Here is a 16,961-nt window from a genome sequence, read left to right on the forward strand (position 1 = left end):
TCCGGCCCTCAGCGCGCCTTGAAGAGCGAGCCCAGAATGCCGCGCACGAGCCGCTTTCCGGTGGCGCCCGACAGCTCCTTGAGAACCGCCTGCCCCAGCGCCTCGCCGACGCTTTGCGGCGCGCTGTAGCGTATCGCGCGGCGGGGCTTTCCGACGGCCGGCTCGTAACGGCGCGCGCGGCTGTACTCGCGGGCAGGCGCCTCCTCCTGCTCGGCTTGCTCCGGCGCCTTCGCGGCGCTGTCCGCCCGCGCCCGAAGGATCTCGTAAGCCGAGTGCCGGTCGAGCGCGGTATCGTATTTCCCCGCAAGCGGCGAGCTTTCCATGACCGCTGCGCGCTCCGCCCCGGTGATCGGGCCCAGCTGCGACGACGGCGGCCGGATCAGCGTTCGCTGCACCACGCCCGGCACGCCCTTGCGCTCGAGCATCGAGGTCACCGCCTCGCCCGTGCCGACCTCGCGGATCGCGGTTTCGGTGTCGAAGGCCGGGTTCGACCGGTAGGTCTCGGCCGCCTGTCGCAGCGCCTTGCGGTCGCGGGCGGTGAAGGCCCGCAGTGCGTGCTGGATCCGGTTGCCGAGTTGCCCCAATACGTCCTCGGGCACGTCGTCGGGGTTCTGGGTGATGAAATACACGCCCACCCCCTTGGACCGGATAAGCCGCGCCACCTGCTCGACCTTGTCGACCAGCGCCTTCGGCGCGTCGTCGAAGAGCAGATGGGCCTCATCGAAGAAGAACACCAGCTTCGGCTTATCGGGGTCGCCGACCTCGGGCAGTTCCTCGAAGAGCTCCGACAAAAGCCAGAGCAGGAAGGTCGCGTAGAGCCGTGGCGCCGTCATCAGCCGGTCGGCGGCAAGGATGTTGACCTGCCCCCGGCCCTGCGCGTCGGTGCGCATGAGATCGGCAAGCTCCAACGCCGGCTCGCCGAAGAACGCCTCGCCGCCCTGGGTCTCGAGCACCAGCAGCCGCCGCTGGATCGCGCCGACCGAGGCGGTCGAGATGTTGCCGTATTCAAGGCTCAGGGTGCGGGCGTTCTCCCCGACCCAGACCAGCAGCGCGCGCAGATCCTTGAGATCGAGCAGCGGCAACCCCTGCTCGTCCGACAGGCGGAAGGCCACGTTGAGAACACCCTCCTGCGCCTCGGTCAGCTCCAACAGCCGGGCGAGCAGCAGGGGCCCCATCTCGGCGACGGTCGTGCGCACCGGGTGGCCCTGCGCGCCGAAGACATCCCAGAACACCGCCGGGAAGGCATCATAGGTGAAATCCTCGAACCCGATGCTGGCGTTGCGGCCCATGAAGGCATCGTGCAGCTTCGCCGTCTCCGAGCCGGGCCGCGCGAGCCCCGCGAGATCGCCCTTCACGTCGGCAAGGAAGACCGGCACGCCCGCCGCCGAGAACCCCTCTGCAAGGATCTGCAGCGTGACCGTCTTGCCGGTGCCGGTCGCACCGGCCACGAGACCGTGGCGGTTTGCATAATTCAGCAGCAGATATTGCTTTTCCCCGTAGGCCTCACCACCACCGCCCAAAAAGACGCCATTTTCCATCAATCGTCTCCAACACCGCGCGCAGCCGAGCATACATTCTTAACCATTTGATGCCAGTATCCTTTTTGCCCGGGGCAACATGTCCTCTCCTGCTTCGGGCAGACTTCCTCCCTGTCAGACTGGCCGCGCCCTCCTGGGTGCGGCCTTTTTCATCGGGCGCGACGAGGCATCACGACAAAGCCTGTTGACCGCTGCATGAGAGTTTCGTAGCGTTCGGCCAATGACAAAGTCGGCCGGTCCGGCAGGGAGCAAAATGAAAAGGGGCCATCTGGCCCCTTTTCTATTTTCGGGCCCCTGATCGCCGGTTTTCGCCATCACGGCGACGTCAGGGTTTTCGGCCTGACAGCGCTTGCATGGCGTGATAATCCGACCGCGAACCTTGATCAGATCTTAGGGGAGTTTCCATGACCAGATCGCTTTCCGCCCTTTGGGCCCTGCCGCTGATGGCGACGCTCGCCGCAGCGCCGGCGTTCGCCCAGGACACGGCCGACACCACGGCTGAGACCACGGACGAGAGCGCGCAGGCGGCCGGTTCGAGCATCGGCGGCGACCTCACGCTGGGCGAGGCGGACAACGGCACGGCGCAGCCGGGCAGCCGCCAGAACGAGACCTACGTCAAGGCGACCCACGGCGACTGGGATCTCCAGTGTCTCAAGGTGCCCGAGGGCGTCGAGGCCGAAGAGCCCTGCCAGATGTACCAGCTTCTCAAGGACGAGAACGGCGGCAGCGTCGCCGAGGTCAGCGTCTTCCGGCTTGCCAACGGCGGCCAGGTCGCGGCCGGCGGCACCTTCGTCGTGCCGCTCGAGACGCTGCTGACCCAGAAGCTCACCATCGCGGTCGACGGTGGCCAGGCGAAGCGCTATGACTTCTCCTTCTGCACGCAGGTCGGTTGCTACGCCCGCGTCGGCTTCACCGCCGACGACGTATCGCGCTTCAAGGCCGGCAGCGCCGCGAAGATCACCATCGTGCCGGCCCTGGCGCCGGACCAGAAGGTCGAACTGGACATGTCGCTGTCGGGCTTCACCGCCGCTTTCGAGGAAACCTCGCGGCTGAACCAGTAAGCAGCGGCCGGACGCACCGGAAGATCAAGGCCGCGGGAGAAAGCTCCCGCGGCCTTTTTTCGTGCCGTCCGTCGCGGGCGTGTGCCGATGCAGATTCCCACAGCCACGGCTCCCGCCAACGAAAAAGGGCCGCCCCGATGGGCGGCCCTTTCCGAATGTCGGTATCCCGAAGGATCAGCGCTTCGAGAACTGGAAGCTGCGGCGTGCCTTGCGGCGGCCGAACTTCTTACGCTCGACGACGCGGCTGTCGCGGGTCAGGAAGCCTGCGGCCTTCAGGGCGCCACGCAGCGAGGGATCGTAGAGCTGCAGCGCGCGGCTGATGCCGTGCTTGACCGCGCCGGCCTGGCCGGAGAGGCCACCGCCCTTGACGGTCGCCATGACGTCGAACTGGTCCTCGACACCTGCAACGGTGAACGGCTGGCGCAGGATCATCTGCAGCACCGGGCGTGCGAAGTAGGTGTTGAGCTCCTTGCCGTTCACGGTGACCTTGCCGGAGCCCGGCTTGATCCACACGCGGGCGGTCGCATCCTTGCGGCGACCGGTGGCGTAGGAGCGGCCCAGCTCGTCACGGACGGGCTCGCGCGGGGTTGCCTCGACTTCGGGGGCGGCGTCAACGCCGGCCGCGGTGCCGAGGTCTTCCAGAGAATTGATCTGTTCGGCCATGATTACACCCGGGTGTTCTTCTTGTTCAGCGTCTTGACGTCGAGCACGGCGGGCGACTGCGCCTCGTGCGGATGCTCGGCGCCGGCATAGATGCGCAGGTTGGTGAGCTGCTTGCGCGCCAGGCGGTTGCCCGGGAGCATGCGCTTGACGGCCTGGAAGACCACCCGCTCGGGGTGCGCACCCTCGAGGATCTGCTCCTTGGTGCGCGACTTGATGCCGCCCGGGTGACCGGTGTGCCAGTAGAAGTGCTCGTCGCGCTTCTTGCCGGTCAGCTGCACCTTGTCGGCGTTGATGACGATGACATGGTCGCCCATGTCCATGTGGGGGGTGAAGGTGGCCTTGTGCTTGCCACGCAGACGCATGGCGACGATCGAGGCGAGCCGACCGAGAACGACGCCTTCGGCGTCGATCACGACCCAGTTCTTCTCGATGTCTGCCGGAGTCGCAGAGAAGGTTTTCATCGTGGTTGCCCTTGAGCTTGTTCGTGATGGGGCCACGCGTGACCCCGAATTCCGATTGCGCGGTTATACGCGCAGAAAACGCACAGTCAAGCGCGCCGACCCCACATTAATCAAGCAATTTCAGTCGGTTGAAATTATGGTATCAAGATACCCCACAATTTCAGACCAGAATCTGCTCCGGCGGATTGTCGAGCAGCGCGCGCAGCCGCGCCAGCGCCGCCTCGAAGTCGGACATCGCGACCAGCCCGTTCATGCCGATGCGCACGGCGTGGGGCGCGAAGGCGTTGCGCGGCGCGAAGTCCTCGGCCGGGCGCACCTGGACACCCTGCGCCTCGGCGGCCATGCAGAACGAGGCCGCCCGCCAGCCCGCCGGAAGCCGCAGCCAGACGAAGGGCGAGTCCTCGTCCCACCCAAGGTCGAAGCCCCCCAGCGCGTTCACCGTCGCCCGCACGTAGGCGGCGTTCTGCGCCTGCACCGCCCGGACGACCTCGCGGGTCTCGGGACGGGTCAGCAGGTCCTCGGTCAGATCCGCCAGCGGTCGGGCCAGCCCGAAGAAGCCGTTCTCGGCCACCCGCCGCAGCGCCGTGCGCCGACGATGCGGCGCGATGGCGAACCCGATGCGCAGGGCCGGCGTCAGCGTCTTCGAGATCGACGAGACATACCACGACTGATCGGGCAGCATCTCTCGGTAGGTGCCGGAATGCGTATCGCCAAGAAAGGTGCTGTCGTCCTCGAGGATGTCGAAGCCGCCCTTCCGCGCCACCTCCGCGATCGCACGCCGGCGCTCGGGCGGGGTCACGATGGCGGTGGGATTGTGCAGTTGCGGCGAGGTGCAGAGAAGTTGCCCCTCGTGCCGCCGGGCGACCTCGGCCAGCGCCTCGGGCACGATCCCCTCCTCATCCATCGGAACCGCGACGATCTCGGCGCGCAGCAGTTCCGCCGCCCGCCGGAAGCCCGGATAGGCGAGTTCCTCGACCATGATCACCGGCCGCCGCCCCCGCAGCACCGCCTGCATCACCAGCGAGATCCCGCTCTGCGCCCCGTGCGAGAGCACCACGTCCTCGTGGTGCAGCGGCCCGAGCGGCACGCCCCCGAGCCACGAGACGACCGCCTGCCGCGCCGGCGCGAAGGCCGCGGCCGAGGGGTAGTCGAGCAGCGCACGGTCGGGCCGCGCCGCGACGCGCTGGAACCCCTCCTGGATCAGTCGCACCTGTCCGAGATCGGGTAGCCGCGCGGTGAACAGGCTGACCATCTCGCCACCGTCGGGGGCACCGTCCTTCTGCAGCGTGATGTAGAGCGGCGGCCTCGGCTCTCCCTGCCCCGCGACGAAGGTGCCCCGGCCGACCTCCGCCACCAGCAGTGCCTCGTCGGTCAGCAGCGTGTAGGCCCGCGCGACGGTGCCCGGGGTCATTTCCAGCCGCCAGGCAAGTTCGCGCACAGGCGGCAGCCGCGTCTCCGGCGGCAGCCTGCCCTCCGAGATGCCCTGTCGAAGCGCGGCCGAGAGCACCCGGTACTTCGGGCCGTCGTCCTGCTTCTGGAACAACTCGAATATTGTATCGGTCACAATGTTTTTCTCGACGCCCATATTGGCACAATGTATCAACTATTCACGGAACACAAGGAAATTGTATCAGCACAATAATGGAGACATCCCATGACACACACCGCACATGCCCCGCTTATCGCCTACCTCGACGCGCAGCGCCCGCTGCCGCCGATGTCGGCGCTCGCGCTGCGCACCGCGGTGGTGCTGGCGAAATGGTCCGAGCGCCGTCGCACCCGACTGGCGCTGGCGCAGCTCGACGATCACATGCTGCGGGATGTCGGACTTGAACGGCACGTCGCCTGGAAGGAGGCGCGCCGCGTGTTCTGGCGGGGCTGATCCCCGGACCTGCCGGAACCTCTTCCACTGGCGCGAGGCACCCCCTCGCGCCATTTTTTTTGCAAGCTCACAGCGCCGAGGGCCTCAGCCTTCGTAGCCGAAAAGCGCCCGCGCCTCCGCCGCGCTGTAACGACCCAGCCGCACGTCCTCGGCCACCAGTGCCGGATCGCGCCGTGCCGGGTCGCCGTAACCGCCGCCGCCCGGCGTGCGCACGTGCACGCGGTCTCCGGCGGTCAGTGAAATGTCCTGTGCCTTCGACAGGTGCTCCGGCACGAAGCTGTCTCCGCCCCGCGTGACCTCGACCTCGTTCACCGCCCCGTCGCCCCCGCCGAGCACGCCCTGCGGGCCAAAGCGGCCGTGATCCATGACGAAGCTCGCCCGTGCCTGCCCCTTCAGGATCTCGACCTCGTAGTCGAGCCCGAAACCGCCGCGATGCGCGCCCGCCCCGCCCGAGCCCTCGCGCAGGGCGTAGCGGTGGTAGAGCACCGGGAACTGCTGCTCCATGATCTCGACCGGCGGCGCCTTCGAGATCCCGATGGTCGAACAACCATTCGAGATTCCGTCACCGCCCGCGTAGCCGCCGTAACCGCCACCCGAGATCTGGTACATCACGTAGCTCTGCCCGGTCTCCGGCACCTCGCCGCCAAGCGCGAAATTCCCCGACGAGCCCGCCGGCGCCGCCGTCACCCTGTCCGGCAACGCCTCCACCAGCGCCGCAAACACCGCTTCGGCGATGCGCTGACTGACCTCGGCGGCGCAGCCCGACACCGGCCGGGGATACTGCGCATCCAGGAATGTCCCCTCGGGTCGCCGGATCGTCAGCGGCTCGAAGGCCCCGGCGCTGATCGGCACGTCGGGAAAGATGTGCCGCATGGCCAGGTAGACCGAGCTGTGCGTCGTCGCGAGCACCGAGTTCATCGGCCCCTGGCAGGGCGGGCTCGACCCCTCGAAATCGAAGATCAGCCGCTCGCCGTCGGCAGTGATCGCCAGCCGGATTTCGAGCGGTTCGTTCACCACGCCGTCGCTGTCGATGTAGGCCACCGAGCGGTAGGTGCCGGGCGCGATCTGCGCCACCTGCGCGCGCATCTGCTCGACGGCGCGCTGCCGCAGCTCGCCGATGGCCTCCCGCACGGTATCGTCGCCGTATCGGTCGAGCAGCCGCGTCAGACGCGCCTCGCCGACGTAGAGCGCCGCCGCCTGCGCCTTGACGTCGCCGATGCGCTGGTCGGCGACGCGGATGTTGGAACAGATGATCGCATAGATCTCCGGGTCCAGCTCGCCGCCCTTGAACAGCCGCACCGGCGGCAGCCGGAGCCCCTCCTGCTCCACCGCCGTTGCCGAGGCCGAAAAGCCCCCCGGCACCGCGCCGCCGGTGTCCGGCCAGTGCCCGGTGTTGGACAGCCAGCAGAAGATCTCGCCGTTGCGCCAGACCGGCATCGCGAAGCGCACGTCCATGAGATGCGTGCCGCCGAGATAAGGGTCGTTGACGATGTAGATGTCACCGGGCTTCGGCGCGACCACCCGGCCGTCGCGGATCATCTCGATCAGCGTCGCGGTGGAATACTGCATGACCCCCACGAAAACCGGCAGCCCCTGCGAGCCCTGCGCGATCAGGCTGCCGTCCTCGGCCGCGTAGATGCCGTCCGAGCGGTCGTTCGCCTCGGCGATCACCGGCGAAAAGGCCGCCCGCGAGAACGACAGGTCCATCTCGTCGCAGACCTGCTGCAACCCGGACTGGATGACGGTAAGGGTGATGGGATCGAGGCTCATCGCGATGCTCCGTCTGCACGACCGGCGACCGGCGCACAGCGCCCCCGCCTTCTTCTCTTTTCAAATACCCTCACGGGGGTGCGGGGGTGTGAAACCCCCGCTCCGGCGGCGCGACCGGGCGCGCCGCTCACGACGACGTCCCGACGGTCACCACCAGGTTTCCATCGCCGTCCTGCTCCGCGACGTCCCCGGGCTCGAGCACCAGCGTGCAATCCATCTGCTCGACGATGGCCGGCCCCTGCAGCGTCGCATCCGCCGGCAGATGATCGCGCCAGTAGACCGGGGTCTCGATCCAGTCGTCGAAGAACACCGCCCGCGTGCCGCTCCGCGCGTCGTCAAGCGTCGCCTTGCGCCCCGCGCCGTCGATCAGCGCCGCGAGGTCGATCTCCGGACGGCGCCCGATCACCGAGGTGTTGACGTTGACCAGCGCCGGGCGGATCTCTGGCAGCTTCACCTGGAAGCGCCTGAAATACGCCTCCTCGAACAGCGCCTGCAGTGCCTCGCGCGACGGCGCCGCCGAGGGCAGCGCCACGCGCAGGAGGTGGGTCTGGCCGATGAAGCGCATCTCGACCGAATGGGTGATCTTCTCCTCGGCGATCTCGACCCGCTCGCGTCCGATGGCGGCGCGGCCCTCCTCGATCTGGCGGGCGAAGAGCGCATGCACCTCGTCCATGTCGCAGGTGTCGAGCGGCTGGTTCACCGTCGCCACGTAGTCGTGCCGCAGGTCGGCGACGATGCAGCCGAGCGCATTGGTGATCCCTGGCCGCGCGGGCACCAGCACGCGCGGCACGCCGAGCTCCCGGGCGATGGCGCAGGCGTGCAGCGGCCCCGCGCCGCCAAAGGCGAAGAGCGCAAAGTCGCGCGGGTCCTCGCCCAGCGAGATCGACACCATCCGCACCGCGTCGGCCATCTTCGCCGTGGCGATGCGCAGCACCGCCGCCGCGGCCTCGGTCGCACTCAGGCCCAGCGGCGCGCCGAGCCTTTCGGCAAAGACCGCCTCGATGGTCTCCAGCGACACGCCGCCTGCCCCGGTATTGAGCCGATCCGGATTCATCCGCCCCAGCAACATGTTGGCATCCGAGATCGTCGGGCGCTCGCCGCCCTTGCCGTAGCAGATCGGCCCCGGCGTCGAGCCGGCGCTCTCGGGCCCCACCTGCAGCAGCCCCGCCGCATCGACCCGCGCGATCGAGCCGCCGCCCGCCCCCACCGTGCGCACATCGACCATCGGCACGTGGATCGGCATGGCGTATTCGATCTCGATCTCGTGGCTCACCGCGGGGTCGGCGCCGCGGATCATCGCCACGTCGGTCGAGGTGCCGCCCATGTCGTAGGTCAGCAGGTCGGGGATGCCCGCCCGCCGCCCGGTGTAGGCCGCCGCCATCACCCCCGAGGCCGGGCCCGACATCACCGTCTTGGCGGCTTCCTCGGCGACGATGCGGGCCGAGACCATGCCGCCGTTGCCGTTCATCACCAGCAGGTCGCGGTCGTAGCCGCGCTCCGACAGGCGGTCGGCCAGACGCTCGACGTAACGGCGCAGCAGCGGCTGCACGCTGGCGTTGACCGCCGCCGTCACGCCACGCTCGAACTCGCGGCTCTCCGAGATCAGCTGGTGGCCGAGCGTGATATTGCCGTTGGGCCAGAGCTCGCGGGCAATCTCGCCGGCGCGGAGCTCGTGCCCGGGGTTGGCGTAGGAATGCAGGAAGTGGATCACCAGCGCCTCGCAACCGGCGTCGACCAGTTGCCCAAGTGCGCCGCGCAGCGCCTCTTCATCGAGCGCCGTGTAGATGCCGCCATCGGCCAGCATGCGCTCGGGCACCTCGAGCCGGAGGTCGCGCGGGATGATCGGGCGGAACTGTCCGGTCATCCCGTAGGCATGCGGCCGCGTCCGACGGCCGAGCTCGAGCACGTCGCGGAACCCCATTGTCGTCACCAGCCCGGTGCGGCACAGCTGCCGCTCGAGCACCGCGTTGGTGGTAGTCGTGGTGCCGTGCACGATGAGATCGAGCGCGGCGGCATCCACCTCGGCGGCATCCAGCGCCGCCAGCACCCCGGTCGCCTGGTTGTCGAGCGTGGTCGGCACCTTGGCCAGTTTCACCGCCCGCGCGCGGCTGTCGTAATGGACGAGGTCGGTGAAGGTGCCGCCCACGTCGATGCCGGCGAAGGCGCCGGTCAGGGTCTTTTCGGTCATGCTCTCGCTCTTCGCGGGCTGGAGGTCGCGCATCACGCGCCTGTCGACAGGATCGCCGCACGCACCCGGTCGGGCGTCGCGGGCAGGTGGTGGATGCGCGCGCCGGTGGCATGCGCGATGGCGTTGAGGATCGCCGGCGCCGTCGGGATCAGGCAATGTTCGCCCAGCCCCTTGGCGCCGTAGGGCCCATGCGCGTCGCCGCTCTCGATGATCAGGCTCTCGATGGCGGGCACGTCGCCGATCGTGGGAATGAGATAGTCGTGCAGGTTCTCGGTACGGCCGGGCAGGAATTCCTCCATCAGCGCAAGCCCGATGCCCTGCGCGACGCCGCCCTCGATCTGGCCCTCGACCAGCAGCGGGTTGATGGCGCGGCCGACGTCATGCGCCGCGACGATCCGCAGGAGCTTCACCGTGCCGAGCGCCATGTCGACCTCGAGCTCGCACATCTGCGCCGCCGTGCCGAAGACGGCATAGGGGTCGCCCTGCCCGTTCTCGTCGAGCGGCGTGGTGGGCGGGTCGTAGCTCTCGACCGCTTCCAGCGCGTAGCCCTCGCCCGGGTCGAGCTCGACCCGCACCGTGGTGCCCGCGTCGCTGAGCGCGATACCACCCTCCTCGAAGGAGATCCGCGCCGCGTCCGAGACGTTGCCCAGCCGGAGGATCTGCGCCCTGAGCGCTTCTCCGCAGAGCCGCGCCGCGTTGCCCGTGATGTAGGTCTGGCGGCTGGCCGAGGTCTTGCCCGCGTCGGGCGTGATGTCGGTATCGGGCCCGACGAGCGTAATCTGCGACACCGGCACGCCGAGCGCCTCGGCGAAGATCTGGGCAATGACCGTGTTCGCGCCCTGCCCGATGTCCACCGCGCCCTGGTGCAGGCGCAGCTCGCCGTCGGGCGTGACGCCCGCGCGGATCGTCGAGGGGTTCGAGATCGACGTGTTGCCACAGCCATACCAGCCCGCAGCGATGCCGACACCGCGCCGGATTCCCATGCTTTCGGCATTGAAAGCGGCGCAGTCGGCCAGCGCCCGGGTCCAATGCGGCTCGAGCGCGTCGAAACAGGCGTCGATCCCCATGCCGGTCTCGAACACCTGCCCGGTCACCGTCGGCGCCCCGTTGGTGAGGCAGTTGCGGCGGCGGAACTCCAGCCGGTCGAGCCCGAGTGCCTCGGCGAGCATGTCATAGAGCTGCTCCTGCGCCACCGCCGATTGCGGCACGCCGAAGCCGCGAAAGGCCCCCGCCGGCGCGGTGTTGGTGTGAATACCGGCGCTGTTGGCCTCGTAGTTGGGCGTCAGGTAGGGACCGCTCGCGTGGATCGGCACGCGGTTCGCCACCGTCGGCCCCCAACTCGCGTAGGCCCCGGTGTTGAAGATCCCGTCGAAGCGCGCGCCGACGATGCGCCCCTCCGCGTCGGCCCCGATTTCCATGTGCACCTCGGAAGGGTGCCGCTTGGTCGAACTCGCGATCGACTCCGCCCGCGTGTAGGTGATGCGCACCGGACGGTTCAGGTGCCACGCCGCGAGCGCCACGTAGGGCTGCGCGGTAAGGTCGAGCTTCGAGCCGAAGCCGCCGCCGGTCGCCGTCGGCAGGATCCGCACCGCCTCGGGCGCCAGACCGAGGATCGTCGCCAGCCCGTCGCGGTTCATGTAGGGCGCCTGCGTGCAGCACTGCACCTCGATCCGGTCGCCGACGCGGCGGGCCGATGCCGCCTCGGGCTCGATGTAGCCGTGTTCGATGAAGCCGGTGGAGAAGTCGCCGGACACCACATGCGCCGCCTCCGCCAGCGCCTCGGCGGCGCTGCCACGCGCCACCCGGCCACGGCACATGACGTTGCCCGCGCGGTCGGGGTGCAGATCGCCCGCCTCCGCCGCGCCCTCGGGCGTCAGCGCGGCGGTGCGTTCCTCCCATGTGACCGGGAACGGATCCATGCCGTCGAGCGCCTCCGGCGTGCCGACCACGGCGGCGACGGCCTCGCCCTTGAAGCGGGCCTCATCCACGGCAAAGACCGGCTGGTCCTCGAAGCCCGGGATAACGCCGAAACGGTTCTCGCCCGGCACGTCCATCGCGGTAAGAACCAGCGCCAAGGCGTTCTCTTCCATGAAGGTTTCGAGATCGCCGAAGCGGAAGCCGGCGCGGTGATACGGCGAGCGGATGACCCGGACGACCAGCGCGTCGGCCGGCGCCACGTCGTCACCGAAGCGCTCGGTCCCCGCCACCTTGGGCCAGCCGTCGAGCCGTGCGACCGGCGCACCCACGCCGCCCTCGGCGAGCGGTGCGGTGTCGGAGGCGTCGAGCACCGCCGCGATGATCTTGCGGTAGCCGGTGCAGCGGCAGAGCACCCCACCGAGCGCATCCGCGACACTTTCCTCGGTCAGCTTCGCGCCCGAGCGCAGCAGCGCCACCGCCGAGACCATCATGCCCGGCGTGCAGATGCCGCATTGCGCCGCCTGGTGCCGCTGGAAGCTCTGCGCCAGCCGCTCGGCCAGCAGATCGTCGGCGACAAGGCCCGCCTGCGTCTCGACCGTGCGGCCCTGCACCTGGCCCGAGGCCATCATGCAGGCACAGACCGGCTCGCCGTCGAGCAGCACCGTGCAGGCCCCGCAGTCGCCCGCGTTGCAGCCGACCTTGACGTCGCGCGCCCCGGCGGTCTCGCGCAGCATCTCGGAGAGGCGCATGGCAGGATCGGCGGGCACGGTGATCTCGGCCCCGTTGAGCGTGAAGCCGATATGGCCCTGCGGCGCATCAAGCGACATGCGCGGTCTCCTTCTCGATGGCGGCGGCGATGGTGCGGGCGACCAGCGTGCGCACGGCGTCGCGGCGGTAGCCCGCGTCGGCCCGCACGTCGTCGATCGGCGCAAGCTCGTCGAACGCGTATTGCGTCACGATGTCAGATACTTGCGCGGCGGTCTTACCAGCGAGGCTTTGCTCCAGGCCCGAGAGCCGCCGCGCCACCGGCGAACAGGCGCCCACCGCGATGCGGACCCGGTCGAGCCCGCCGTCCCGCAGCGTGACGACGGCCGAGACCATCGCGATGGAAATGACAAGGTAGCGCCGCGCTCCGAGCTTCAGGAACGCTCCGCAACCGGCTGATTTCGGGATATGAACGGCGGCCAGCACCTCGCCGGGCGTAAGCTCCGTGCGGCGCGGTCCGGTGATGAACGCGGCCAACGGCATCCGGCGGGCGCCGGCGGCCGAGGCCAGTTCGACCTCGGCATCGAGCGCCAGCAGCGCCGGCACCCCGTCTGCCGCCGGCGAGGCGTTGCAGAGGTTTCCCGCCACCGTGCCCGCGTTCTGGATCTGCACCGAGCCGACCTCGCGCGCGGCTGCCTTGAGCCCGTCGAAGAGCGGCGGCAGCCCGGCGCGCAGCACCTCGGTCCAGGTCACGGCCCCGCCGATGCGCCAGCCGGTGTCATGCGCGGTGATGCCCTTCAGGTCCGCGACCCGCGTGAGGTCTACCATCTCCTTGGGCGGCGGCCCGTCGCGCAGCCCCGGGTAAAGGTCCGTCCCTCCACCCAGCGCGACCGCACCACCACGCCCCAGCAGCGCAAGAGCGTCGTCGAGCGATTCGGGGCGGTGCAGGGTCATCGGGTCTCTCCGGGCATGTCGCTGGGCGATTCCATATCATTCGCATACAAACGATACAGACTCAGCGTAGGAGCCTGTCGCGAAGTCTGTCAATCCGGCATATCATGCGCATGGACCCGTCCGTGGCAAATGCTGAATTTCTCACCACGCCCCGCGCCGACCCTCGTCCCGGACACATGCCCGCTTGACAGAACGCCGCCGCCCATGCGTTCGTATACAAACGAATTGACGCCACAGGCCAGCGACAGGAGCCCGCGACGTGACGGCTGAGACTCCCCCCGTAAAACGCAGTGCTGCCGAGAAGCCGGAGAAGATCCGCTGCGATGCCTGCCCGGTGATGTGCTACATCGCCGAAGGCCGCGCGGGCGCCTGCGACCGTTACGCCAACGAGGGCGGCGAACTGGTGCGCCTCGACCCTCTGACCATCCTCGAGAACAACGAGGACGTCACCGTGGTGCCCTTTCTCGACCGCGAGTGGGACGGCGACATCGTGACCGGAGACGAGGCCTTCATCACCGCGGTGGGCTCCGGCACCACCTATCCCGACTACAAGCCCGCACCCTTCATCGTCGCCTCGAAGGCCGCCGATGCCGACATGATCACCGTGGTGACCGAGGGCATCTTTTCCTACTGCGGCGCCAAGGTGAAGATCGACACCGACCGGCATCTCGGCTCGGAATGCGCCTGGGTGCGCAGCGACGGCGAGATCATCGGCCACGTCACCACCTCGGAATACGGCAGCCAGATGCTGTCGCTCGGCGGTGTGAACCACCTGACCGGCGGATCGAAGAAGGAGGGCCGCGCGACCTGCGCCGCCCTGCTGGCGCTGTGCAACAACGAGACCGTGCAGCTCAGCATCGACAGCGGAGCCGAGCTCGAGATCACCGCCGGTCAGGCGCCGGTGGTGAACGGCCAGCGCGAGGAACGCATGCGCGTCGGCTGCGGCTCGGCCACGGTGGGCATGTTCGCGGCGCAGTGGAAGGGGCTGGTCGACGAGGTGGTCGTGGTCGACGATCACATCACCGGCGTCATGTCCGAGCACCAGGCCGGCAAGGTCATCGGCTGGCCGGCGACCGGGATCAAGATCAAGGGCCGGCGCTCGACCCCGGGCCGCTACTTCCAGGTGGCCGAGCCCGGTACCGGCTGGGGCGGCACCGACCTGGACGACCCGCTCGAGATCCTCGGGCCCTGGAAGCCGAAGGAAGCCTGGCCCGGCCTGTCGCTGCTGATGGTCTCGACCACCGGCGAACACGCCGCCTACTACGAACTCGACGAGGCGCTCGAGCCGGTGCGGATGGAGATGCCCGAGCGGCTGCTGCCCTCGGTCCGCCGCATCGAGGAAAACTGCGAACCGTCGCTTGCCTCGGTGCTCTTCATGGCCGGTGCCGGCGGCAGCCTGCGCTCGGGGGTGACCGAGAACCCGGTGTCGCTGACACGCTCGGTGCAGTCGCGCCTTACCCGCGTCACCTGCGGCGGCGCGCCGGTGATGATGTGGCCCGGCGGCGGCATCACCTTCATGTCGGACGTGACGCAGATGCCGAAGAACGCCTTCGGCTATGTTCCCACGCCTGCCCTCGTCGCGCCGATCGAGTTCACCATGTCGCGCGCCGACTACGAGGCGCTCGGCGGCCACATGGATTATGTCATGCCGCTCGAGGATGCGCTGAAGGGCGTGACCGGCCGGCAGAGCGACCACAGGCTGTCCGGGCGGCGGGCCGAGACCCGCAAGCTCGGCGCCCCCTGGCCGGTCGGACGGGAGCCGGGCAAGTGAGCTACCACGAGCTCCCCATGGGGCGCATGGCGCGGGACGGCCGGATGCGCCTGACGCACGGCCCCATCGACCTCGTGATCACCGCCGAGGGCCCCGCCGAGGCCATGCGCGCCGCGCTGCGCCGCGCCCACGAGACTTTCGAAACCGTGCTGCCCGCGCTCTGCGAGGAACTGCCGCGCCTGCGCGCGGCCACCGGCCCTGCCCTGCGCGGCCCGGTGGCACGGCGCATGCAGCGCGCCACCGATCGCTTCGCCCCCGCCTTCGTCACGCCGATGGCGGCGGTTGCAGGCTCCGTCGCCGACCATGTCCTTGCCGCGATGCTTGCCCCTGGCCACGGGCTGGCGCGCGCGCATGTCAACAACGGCGGCGACATCGCGCTCTGGACCGGCGCGGCCCCGCTGCGGCTGGCGGTCTGCGAAGACCCGGTGACCCGCGCCCCCGGCGCACGCGCCGAGATCGGCCCGGATGACGGGATTGGCGGCATCGCCACCAGCGGCTGGCGCGGCCGGTCGCATTCGCTGGGCATCGCCGACGCGGTCACCGTGCTGGCGCCGGATGCGGCCACCGCCGACGCCGCCGCGACGCTCATCGCCAACGCGGTCGACCTGCCGGGCCATCCGGCGATCCGTCGCGCTCCGGCCAGCAAGCTCCTGCCCGACAGCGACCTCGGCGACCGCCCGGTCACCACGCATGTCGGGCCGCTCGGCGCCGCCGAGGCAGGAGAGGCACTGGCGCGCGGCCATGCGCTGGCGCAGGATTACATGAGCCGCGGGCTGATCCGCGCCGCCTGCCTCGCGCTGGCCGGCGAACGGGTGGCTCTCGGCCAGACGATAACGATAAAGGAGACGGCCCATGCCTGAGGTCCGCATTCGCAAGACGCTGGTCCAGGTCGAGACCATCTTTCACGAGGGTGGTCCCGCGCCCGAGGTGCCGCAGAAGCGCGCCGCCGCCATGGCGGTGATCGAGAACCCCTATGCCGGCGGCTATACCGACGACATCCAGCCCTTCATGAAGGATCTCGAGCCGCTGGGCGCAGAGATGGCGCAGATGTGCATCGACGCCCTCGGCGGTGACGCGGAGGCCGTCGAAGGCTACGGCAAGGGCGCCATCGTCGGCGTCAACGGCGAGATCGAGCACGGCGCGCTCTGGCATGTCCCCGGCGGCTACGCCATGCGCGACGCCATCGCCGCGAGCAAGGCCATCGTGCCCTCGACCAAGAAGGTCGGCGCCGCCGGCACAAGGCTCGACGTGCCGGTGACCCACACCAACGCGTCCTACGTGCGCACCCATTACGACGCGGTCGAGGTCGGCGTGCCCGACGCGCCGCGCCCGAACGAGATCGTGCTGGTGCTGGTGATGACCACCGCGGGCCGCGTCCACGCCCGCATCGGCGGTCTGACCAAGGACAAGGTCAAGGGCGAGGACGGGCTCCGGTGAAACTGCGCAGGATCATCACGCTGGTCGAGGAGACACGCCTCGAGATGGGCCAGGCGGTCACGCCGCCGGCCCGCCGGGCGCTCGCTGCGGCGGTGATCGCGAACCCCTACGCCGGGGTCTATGCCGAGGACCTCTCCGAGCTGATCGAGACCGGCGAGACGCTGGGCGCGCGCCTGGGCGAAGAGGCGCTGGCCGCGCTCGGAGGCGGCGCGGACAGGATCGAGGGCTACGGCAAGGCCGCGCTCGTCGGCGAGGCGGGCGAGCTCGAGCACGCCGCCGCCCTGCTTCACCCGAAGCTCGGCGCGCCGCTTCGCGCGGTGATCGGCGGCGGGCGGGCCCTGGTGCCCTCCTCCAAGGCCATCGGCCGCGCCGGCGAGATCCTCGACGTGCCGCTCGGCCACAAGGATGCCGCCTACGTGCGCAGCCATTTCGACGGGATGCGCCTGCGCCTGCCCGACGCGCCCCGCCCGAACGAGATCGTCGTCGCCGTGGCGCTGCAACAGACCGGCCGCCCGCTCCCCCGCGTCGGCGGGCTGACCCATGACCAGTTCGTCGGAGAGGACGGGCTGCGATGACACCGATGCACCGAACCCAAGGCGACCATCGCGGGGCGC

General features: G+C 69.5%; 14 protein-coding genes. 6 read left to right on the forward strand and 8 right to left on the reverse strand.

The features are described 5' to 3' along the window. Positions 1 to 8 precede the first annotated feature (8 nt). Positions 9 to 1,538 carry a helicase HerA-like domain-containing protein gene (locus tag D6860_RS02900; protein ID WP_076624117.1) on the reverse strand — a complete coding sequence of 510 codons (1,530 nt, stop codon included), beginning with the start codon at positions 1,536 to 1,538 and terminating at the stop codon, positions 9 to 11. Between the two features lie 404 nt (positions 1,539 to 1,942). On the opposite strand from D6860_RS02900, the gene D6860_RS02905 reads away from it, so the two are divergent. Further along, entirely contained in the window at positions 1,943 to 2,599 is a 657-nt protein-coding gene (locus D6860_RS02905; protein WP_076624116.1) for an invasion associated locus B family protein, read from the forward strand. Positions 2,600 to 2,773: 174 nt separating this feature from the next. Here the strand turns inward: D6860_RS02905 and rpsI are convergent, their stop codons facing one another. The 3 genes from rpsI to D6860_RS02920 form a co-directional block, all read right to left on the reverse strand. Further along, the gene (gene rpsI / locus D6860_RS02910) at positions 2,774 to 3,262 is read right to left on the reverse strand and encodes a 30S ribosomal protein S9 (protein WP_017469774.1); all 489 of its coding nucleotides are present in this window, start codon (positions 3,260 to 3,262) and stop codon (positions 2,774 to 2,776) included. A gap of 2 nt (positions 3,263 to 3,264) precedes the next feature. Then, a complete protein-coding gene (rplM, locus tag D6860_RS02915; RefSeq protein WP_076624115.1) occupies positions 3,265 to 3,723 on the reverse strand; it encodes a 50S ribosomal protein L13 in 459 nt (152 codons plus the stop codon). A gap of 160 nt (positions 3,724 to 3,883) precedes the next feature. Further along, the gene (locus D6860_RS02920; protein WP_076624114.1) at positions 3,884 to 5,308 is read right to left on the reverse strand and encodes an aminotransferase-like domain-containing protein; all 1,425 of its coding nucleotides are present in this window, start codon (positions 5,306 to 5,308) and stop codon (positions 3,884 to 3,886) included. 69 nt (positions 5,309 to 5,377) lie between these two features. On the opposite strand from D6860_RS02920, the gene D6860_RS02925 reads away from it, so the two are divergent. Next, complete coding sequence (locus D6860_RS02925; protein WP_017469982.1) at positions 5,378 to 5,605, forward strand: DUF1127 domain-containing protein; 228 nt, start codon at positions 5,378 to 5,380, stop codon at positions 5,603 to 5,605. Positions 5,606 to 5,689: 84 nt separating this feature from the next. Here the strand turns inward: D6860_RS02925 and D6860_RS02930 are convergent, their stop codons facing one another. From D6860_RS02930 to D6860_RS02945, 4 genes are all read right to left on the reverse strand, one after another. Further along, complete coding sequence (locus D6860_RS02930; protein WP_076624113.1) at positions 5,690 to 7,375, reverse strand: hydantoinase B/oxoprolinase family protein; 1,686 nt, start codon at positions 7,373 to 7,375, stop codon at positions 5,690 to 5,692. A 127-nt stretch (positions 7,376 to 7,502) separates the two neighbouring features. Continuing rightward, a complete protein-coding gene (locus D6860_RS02935; protein WP_076625399.1) occupies positions 7,503 to 9,563 on the reverse strand; it encodes a hydantoinase/oxoprolinase family protein in 2,061 nt (686 codons plus the stop codon). Positions 9,564 to 9,595: 32 nt separating this feature from the next. Beyond that, on the reverse strand, positions 9,596 to 12,307 hold the full coding sequence (locus D6860_RS02940; protein WP_076624112.1) for a molybdopterin-dependent oxidoreductase: 2,712 nt from the start codon (positions 12,305 to 12,307) through the stop codon (positions 9,596 to 9,598). Next, on the reverse strand, positions 12,297 to 13,139 hold the full coding sequence (locus tag D6860_RS02945) for an FAD binding domain-containing protein (protein WP_076624111.1): 843 nt from the start codon (positions 13,137 to 13,139) through the stop codon (positions 12,297 to 12,299). Before D6860_RS02945 ends, D6860_RS02940 begins: the two co-directional genes overlap by 11 nt. Before the next feature lie 259 nt (positions 13,140 to 13,398). On the opposite strand from D6860_RS02945, the gene D6860_RS02950 reads away from it, so the two are divergent. The 4 genes from D6860_RS02950 to D6860_RS02965 are packed head-to-tail and all read left to right on the forward strand — an operon-like array spanning position 13,399 to position 16,922. Further along, positions 13,399 to 14,910 (forward strand): 6-hydroxynicotinate reductase, encoded by a 1,512-nt coding sequence (locus D6860_RS02950; RefSeq protein WP_076624110.1) that lies wholly within the window; start codon positions 13,399 to 13,401, stop codon positions 14,908 to 14,910. Beyond that, on the forward strand, positions 14,907 to 15,770 hold the full coding sequence (locus D6860_RS02955; protein ID WP_076624109.1) for a UPF0280 family protein: 864 nt from the start codon (positions 14,907 to 14,909) through the stop codon (positions 15,768 to 15,770). The genes D6860_RS02950 and D6860_RS02955 overlap by 4 nt, the downstream gene beginning before the upstream one ends. Continuing rightward, positions 15,763 to 16,347: an amino acid synthesis family protein gene (locus tag D6860_RS02960; RefSeq protein WP_076624108.1), complete on the forward strand. Its 585-nt coding sequence runs from the start codon at positions 15,763 to 15,765 to the stop codon at positions 16,345 to 16,347. Before D6860_RS02955 ends, D6860_RS02960 begins: the two co-directional genes overlap by 8 nt. Further along, positions 16,344 to 16,922: an amino acid synthesis family protein gene (locus D6860_RS02965; RefSeq protein WP_076624107.1), complete on the forward strand. Its 579-nt coding sequence runs from the start codon at positions 16,344 to 16,346 to the stop codon at positions 16,920 to 16,922. The genes D6860_RS02960 and D6860_RS02965 overlap by 4 nt, the downstream gene beginning before the upstream one ends. The last annotated feature ends 39 nt before the right edge of the window (positions 16,923 to 16,961 follow it).

This window comes from Salipiger sp. D13, from assembly GCF_003703915.1.
Classification (GTDB): Bacteria; Pseudomonadota; Alphaproteobacteria; order Rhodobacterales; family Rhodobacteraceae; genus Salipiger; species Salipiger profundus.

Bases quoted from the DNA above. Each gene is read 5' to 3' on its own strand.
- D6860_RS02900 (WP_076624117.1), bottom strand. From the start codon at position 1,538: ATGGAAAATGGCGTCTTTTTGGGCGGTGGTGGTGAGGCCTACGGGGAA.
- D6860_RS02905 (WP_076624116.1), top strand. From the start codon at position 1,943: ATGACCAGATCGCTTTCCGCCCTTTGGGCCCTGCCGCTGATGGCGACG.
- rpsI (WP_017469774.1), bottom strand. From the start codon at position 3,262: ATGGCCGAACAGATCAATTCTCTGGAAGACCTCGGCACCGCGGCCGGC.
- rplM (WP_076624115.1), bottom strand. From the start codon at position 3,723: ATGAAAACCTTCTCTGCGACTCCGGCAGACATCGAGAAGAACTGGGTC.
- D6860_RS02920 (WP_076624114.1), bottom strand. From the start codon at position 5,308: ATGGGCGTCGAGAAAAACATTGTGACCGATACAATATTCGAGTTGTTC.
- D6860_RS02925 (WP_017469982.1), top strand. From the start codon at position 5,378: ATGACACACACCGCACATGCCCCGCTTATCGCCTACCTCGACGCGCAG.
- D6860_RS02930 (WP_076624113.1), bottom strand. From the start codon at position 7,375: ATGAGCCTCGATCCCATCACCCTTACCGTCATCCAGTCCGGGTTGCAG.
- D6860_RS02935 (WP_076625399.1), bottom strand. From the start codon at position 9,563: ATGACCGAAAAGACCCTGACCGGCGCCTTCGCCGGCATCGACGTGGGC.
- D6860_RS02940 (WP_076624112.1), bottom strand. From the start codon at position 12,307: ATGTCGCTTGATGCGCCGCAGGGCCATATCGGCTTCACGCTCAACGGG.
- D6860_RS02945 (WP_076624111.1), bottom strand. From the start codon at position 13,139: ATGACCCTGCACCGCCCCGAATCGCTCGACGACGCTCTTGCGCTGCTG.
- D6860_RS02960 (WP_076624108.1), top strand. From the start codon at position 15,763: ATGCCTGAGGTCCGCATTCGCAAGACGCTGGTCCAGGTCGAGACCATC.